This window comes from Psychroflexus sp. MES1-P1E (genome assembly GCF_002836055.1).
In the GTDB taxonomy this organism is placed as follows: Bacteria; Bacteroidota; Bacteroidia; order Flavobacteriales; family Flavobacteriaceae; genus Psychroflexus.
Genome location: NZ_PJBS01000132.1, coordinates 1 through 6,198, shown reverse-complemented (window position 1 = coordinate 6,198; position 6,198 = coordinate 1). Strand labels below are relative to the sequence as shown.

5 protein-coding genes and 1 pseudogene are annotated in these 6,198 nt (G+C 33.7%); 2 read left to right on the top strand and 4 right to left on the bottom strand.

Annotated features, from left to right (window positions below):
- Positions 1-149 precede the first annotated feature (149 nt).
- Positions 150-734, top strand: coding sequence for a hypothetical protein (locus tag CXF67_RS03705; RefSeq protein ID WP_102087518.1), 585 nt, complete (start codon positions 150-152; stop codon positions 732-734).
- A 106-nt stretch (positions 735-840) separates the two neighbouring features.
- On the opposite strand, the gene CXF67_RS03700 is transcribed toward CXF67_RS03705, so the two are convergent.
- Positions 841-2,880: a protein-disulfide reductase DsbD family protein gene (locus CXF67_RS03700; protein WP_102087517.1), complete on the bottom strand. Its 2,040-nt coding sequence runs from the start codon at positions 2,878-2,880 to the stop codon at positions 841-843.
- A gap of 342 nt (positions 2,881-3,222) precedes the next feature.
- A complete protein-coding gene (locus CXF67_RS03695; RefSeq protein WP_102087516.1) occupies positions 3,223-3,408 on the bottom strand; it encodes a hypothetical protein in 186 nt (61 codons plus the stop codon).
- Between the two features lie 283 nt (positions 3,409-3,691).
- Here CXF67_RS03695 and CXF67_RS03690 point away from each other — a divergent pair.
- Positions 3,692-4,277 (top strand): annotated as a pseudogene (locus CXF67_RS03690) (acetyl-CoA hydrolase/transferase C-terminal domain-containing protein); the annotation flags it as partial.
- Positions 4,278-4,399: 122 nt separating this feature from the next.
- Here CXF67_RS03690 and CXF67_RS03685 read toward each other — a convergent pair.
- Positions 4,400-5,458 (bottom strand): Omp28-related outer membrane protein, encoded by a 1,059-nt coding sequence (locus CXF67_RS03685; protein ID WP_102087515.1) that lies wholly within the window; start codon positions 5,456-5,458, stop codon positions 4,400-4,402.
- Positions 5,459-5,470: 12 nt separating this feature from the next.
- The coding region (locus tag CXF67_RS03680) for a T9SS type A sorting domain-containing protein (RefSeq protein WP_219621016.1) at positions 5,471-6,198 on the bottom strand (728 nt) is incomplete at its 5' end.

The following is a 6,198-nucleotide window of genomic DNA, read 5'->3' as shown; positions in this document are numbered from 1 at the left end:
CCGTGTATAACTAATTGCTTATTCTTACCTACTTCTGAAAATCCTCGCTGATTTTCAGTTTGGTGTGTACTTGCAAAGTTAATCGCTAAATCACGCAACTACTCATAGCCGAGACCGTTGCCATTAATACCCAAAAACACTCTAACTGAATGGGAAAAATTACGAATGAACAAATTCATAAAGCATTTGAAGTAGGAAAAAAGATTTACCTGAATCAAATTTCATTAAACGAAGGAACAGAATCCCTAACTAATATGGGAATGAAAAAAAGTTCTGGCCTTGATTATATTTATGCCTATTCAAACCTAATCCAAGGAAAATTATTTACTCGAACTATCAACTCTTATGGAACTGAATATTATCTCGAACGGATTTATAACGAAAATGAAACTAATGGATTGAAAACGGCTTTACTTTTCCTTTATCAGCATATAGAATATTATGAAAAAACTTCTGGTGCTGCCGTAAAAACAGGTAGAAAAATTTATCAGAAGTTTTATGATTTAGTAAAAGATGATTTCGGAGAAACTGTTTTCCCGAATGAAGTTGATGCTGACCAAAAATATTCGGAAGGAAAAACAAGACAAGTAACTGTAAATAGTAATGAAAGAAATCAATTGGCACGTCAAGAATGTATCGAACATTTCGGATTAATTTGTCAAGTTTGTGACCCAATTGGGTCTTTTAGTGAAAAGCAGCATAAAAATCAGGTCAACAAAACACAAGGGGTTTAAACCCCTTGTAAAACAGCTGTAAAAAAACAAAGCAACAGACACAAGGGACTTAAATCCCTTGTAAATAGCTGTTATAAATAACAGAAGATAAATAAGTTATAAGTAACTACTCAACACCTTTAAATTCACTTAAACCTTGTTTTAGCCAAGCATAATAGTCTTCTACATCTGGCATATAAGCGGCTGTTTTATTCAGCATTTGAAAATTGACATCCATCAATACGTAAAAAGGTTGTGAATTATTTTGGAAGTTTACTGTTTGAAAAGTAGCCCACTTATCGCCTATGGTCTTGATTTGTTTGACACCGCCTTTTGGTCGCTCATAATTAAATTGCTGTTCTTCTGGCAATTCTTTTCGATCATCTACATAAAGGGAAATCAAAATATACTCCTCTTTTATCATTTTATAAACGCGTGGATCACTCCAGACTTGTTCTTCCATTTTACGGCAATTCACACAAGCCCAGCCTGTAAAATCTACTAAAACAGGTTTGTTTTCAGACTTTGCAACAGAAATTCCTTCATCAAAATCTATATAGGCTTTTAACCCCAAAGGTCCATCTGTTTCTTTATCGTAAATGCTATAAAACATAGGTGGTGGAAAACCGCTCAACAACTTTAGGTTAGCATGCGAGGTATTGGTTAAACCTGGAATTAAGTAGATAGCAAAAGCTAGAGTTAAGACTCCTAGAAACTTACGAGCAGGTTTTATAATTGGTTTTGGTGGATCATGTGGAAATCTAATTTTTCCAAATAAATACAAGGTCATTGCTATGGCAATTACAATCCAAATCCCAATAAATATCTCCCTTTTCAAAAAGCCCCAATGCTCTACCATGTCCGCATTGGATAGAAATTTAAAGGCTAAACCGAGTTCTAGGAAACCCAAAACTACTTTTAGGGAAGTCATCCAGCCACCAGATTTTGGCAGGGAATTCAACCAATTTGGAAATAAAGCAAATAAACCAAATGGCAAGGCTAATGCTAGTCCAAAACCACCCATTCCAAAAGAAAGTTGAGTTGCTCCACCGTCTCCAGATAAGGAACCTCCCAATAAAGAACCTAAAATAGGACCTGTACAAGAGAAAGAGACTAAGGCTAAAGTAAGTGCCATAAAAAATACACCTATAAGTCCACCAACACTATTGGCTTTTTGGTCTAGGCGATTGCTCCAAGATTGGGGTAGTGTAATTTCGAAATATCCGAAAAAGGAAAATGCAAATACCAAGAAAATTAAAAAGAAAAATATGTTCAAGTACGTATTGGTTGATATATTATTGAGGATTTCAGGGTTAACCGAATCTAACAAATGAAATGGAATGCTTAAAATCAAGTAGATCGCCACGATAAAAAAGGCATACATACTAGCATTGATTAACCCAATTTTCTTGGTTTTTGCCCCCTTGGTAAAAAAGGAAACCGTTAAGGGAATCATGGGAAATACACAGGGTGTGAGCAAAGCGATAAACCCACCAATAAAGCCCAATAAAAAAATAGTAGCATTACTATCTTTCTCTTCACTTTCTTTTTCAGCAAGTGTAAAGCGGTCTTCTTTTAAGTCAATTTTAAGTGAGTTGGTTAATTTTTGGTCCACTTCATCAAGTTCAATTACTTGTCCTGAAACTTGAAGCATTTGTTTTTCTAAATCGAATTTTAGTTGAAAAGCTTCCACATCTGGTGGCAGACATCTTTCTTCATCACAAATCATGAAAAGTATCTCCAATAAGAATTCTTCATCTGCATTGTTTACTTTTATTTTTTGGGTAAACGCAGCTTCATCTATAAAATACTTTAAATCTGTTTTAAAAATTTTATCAAATTTTTCAATCCCTTTGGGTTCTGTAGTTTTATCAATTATTTCATACGCATCACCTTTAAAGGCAAAAGTAAATTCTGTTGGAATAGGTCCATTCTCTCCTTCAGGAATTTCACGTTGGGAAGGTAAATGCCAATTTTCCGCAATCAAAGCTTTTATCTGAAGTTCAAATACGTTTTCGCCAAGTGGAACTGCCTCAACTTGAAAAGATAGATAATTTTCTTCTGCAGCATTGGATTGCCCAAATTGAGCATTTAATGTGTTACTCGACAATAAAACTAAACTCACAAAGGCGAAAATTATGCTGTTATAAAACTTATTCTTAGGCATTTATTTGTTTTTCCGGTTGTTTTAAATTTTTCATTTATACGATGATTAACCACCTAATCAACAGCTTAATTTGAACACAAAACCCAAGTCTGCTTTTTAATAGAGGTCGGAACTTTTTAATCCCGTAAAAAATGATTTACTTTTTTTGCTACCCTTTATTTCCAAAGTTACAAAAAAATATTCCTTGTTTACTTTTTGAAGCGAAAGCGGAAACACAAGCTTTTTAGCATCAACATAAGCCATGCTTTTTGCTGTTTTTTCTTCTGATTCAATTTTTTCAATCTGTAAAACTGAATTTCTAAATTTAACAACTTAATCTAATTCGTTGGCATAAATCAACAGTTAATTATCAGATTGATTATTGGTGTAAATCATCAATTCATTTCTGTTTTTTTCTACAACGTGCGAATCCGAAAATAACTGCTTTCCAGTTTCAGCATTTCTCAAATTGTATACACTTTCCCAATTAGTAAATCCAAACGGATGAGGCAATTGGTACAAAACTGCATTAGGATTTGAGAACTTCATAAGTTTGTCTAAGCTTAACGAATAAAAATCTTTTTTTTGGAAATAAGTTCTTTTCGCAATAAAATGGTGTACTCCTCTAGAAGGTCATTTGTTTGTTGCAAATGATTTAAGGTGTGTTGAAAAGAAACCAGTAAATCAGGATTCTCCTCTTCCTATAACGGAATCACTTTATTGCAAATTCTATTTCTGAAATACGTGTTTTTTTTGGTTAGACACCTCTTCTCTCCAATCCCATCCGTATTTATCAGCTTCATCCTGAATGGCATTTTTGCTAAATGGAAGTAGTGAAATGTTTTCTGACGGCATTCTTCCTCTCGTTAAAAAAGGAGTGATTACGGGTGGACATAAAGTAATGAAAAAAGGAAAGATTGTAACTTGTTTTGCTGTAGGATCACATAAATTGTGCAATTTTATTGATGATAATCCTATGCTTCATTTTAAAAAAGCAGCTCATACAAACAATTACGCAATTATAAGAAGAAACCCAAAAGTAACGTCTATTAATTCTGCTATTGAAATTGATCTAACCGGTCAAGTTTATGCAGATACCATTGGAAAAATACAATTTTCTGCTGTGGGGGACAAATGGATTTTGTTCGCGGTGCTTCTTTATCTGAAGGTGGAAAGGCGATAATCGCAATATCTTCGATTACTAAAAAGGAAATTTCTAAAATTACTCCATTTTTAAATAAAGGTCCAGAAGTAAATACAACACGAGCACATCTACACTATATAGCCAACGGATTTGGCGTTGTAAACTTATACGGGGAAAACTAAAAAAACAGGCCAAAGCATTGATTTCTATCACACATCCAACATATAGAGAAAGACTTGAAAAAGCTGCTTTTGAACGTTTTGGGGGATCTTAAACTTTATTTAGCAATGAATATTAGTAAATAATACCTGAATTAAAAGTTAAATAGTATAAGAAAAAAATACCGCTTTAAGTTAAGGCGGTATTTTTTTGTGTATTATAAATTATAAACTGATTTTACTCAATTTCAAATTCTTGGTTTACACCTAAACTTGCTTTTCTAACATTAATTACACTCCCTTCTTCGTCAACAATAAAAGCAACAAAATCAATTTGTGTAGCATCTTCTATTACATCAGGAACTTGAAAGTTAAAATCACGTTCAAAAGAGTTTCCAGTTTGGGTTTCACTAGATGCAATCTCGTCTCCTAAAATATCTGTTAAGGTAGTTCGTAAGGTATAATTATGAACATAATCAGAAATAGGATTCACACTACCATAAAATGAAGTATAATTAACTTGTGGGTAGACTAGTGCATTTTCCAAAAGATAAACAACCAATCTAGTGTTTTCAAAGTCTTTTGCAAATTGTACTTTTACCTTTAAATCGATAGTATTGTTTTGCAAACCTGAAGACATTTTAATACCTAACCTAGGATTGATTCCTTGCGTGAAATCTAGGACTTGACCCGTATTATCTGGTTCTGGAAAATCCCACTGTGTCAATCTATTAATAAATCCTTTTGGATATCCTGGGGTGTTGATCAATAATTCTAAAGGACCTGCCTCTAAATAATTAAAAGGATCTTGTGTTCCTGCTGGCGCGCGATGTATGGCAACAAACTCAACTGCATCACTTTGATTAGCAACTAATTCCATTCCAAAAGAAACACGTGGACACCAACCACACCAAGTACCCGTATAGTCTTCAATTAAAGCTCGTTTTTTAAAAATAACTTGCGAACCGTCATCATAAAACTCAATGTTTAATATAGAAGATTCAAGATTTAGATAGCTCGCAGTAACTTCATAGACCCCAACTTCAGCTGTACTAAATGAGTTCCCAACTAAAATTTCTCCATTGACCCGTATTTCGGCTTCACCTGTTACATCTAAACTTTCACTACCTTCCGTGTTAACCTCAAAAGTAACTTCCTCTCCCATTACTAAAGAGCTGGCACTAGTTTTTATGAAAATACCTGAAACACCTTCAATAGTTTCGTACTCTTCAGTACAGGAAGACAAGACAATGGCTGTGCAAAATAAAAACGTGAAACCTAAGAATTTTGAAATCATACTAAAAAAAGATTAGAGTTTAATTAATTTGGTCACTGCCCTTCTACCATCGTTAGAGGTAAACACCGCAATAAGTAAACCTGTACTAACATCACTCATATTAAATGTATTATAACCAACTCCTATTTCAAACAAACTTAAACTCTTGCCTAAAACATTGAAAACTTCCATCTTAGCTGGAATACTTGATGAAATAGAAATTTGCTGATTAACTACTGTATTTTCAAGCTCAATTCCTAAATCTGAAAGTTGAAAATCTGATGTTAAAAGTGGATCTGGGTCATACAAATAAGTTATGGTTATATCATCCCCCACTTCATCACCATTATCATTTAAGGTAAAGAAACGCAAGACGTATTCCATAGGATAATTCACTCCGTCTCCTGGGTTTGTGTTCACAAAATAATCATTCACACCGTTATCTTGTCCAGGACCAAGAGTGATTGGACTATTAGGATAAGTATCTCCTATTTGGATCGAAAAGAAACACAATGGTTGAACGCACAACTGTAAGTTTGTACCATCTGTGTTGGTAAATGAAACCACTTCTATTTTAATCTGAATACTTTCAGTTGTAGAAGTGTTACCTAATACAAACTTTAGTTTAGCGTCTTCAAAAATATTGGTGTCGAATTCAAAAACGTCTCCGTCTAAAATAGGGTCACTACCTTGAAGTGTCGTAATAGACATTTGAGCAAATGAAAATGAGACACTTAAAAAAAGGAAGTAACAAATAAATT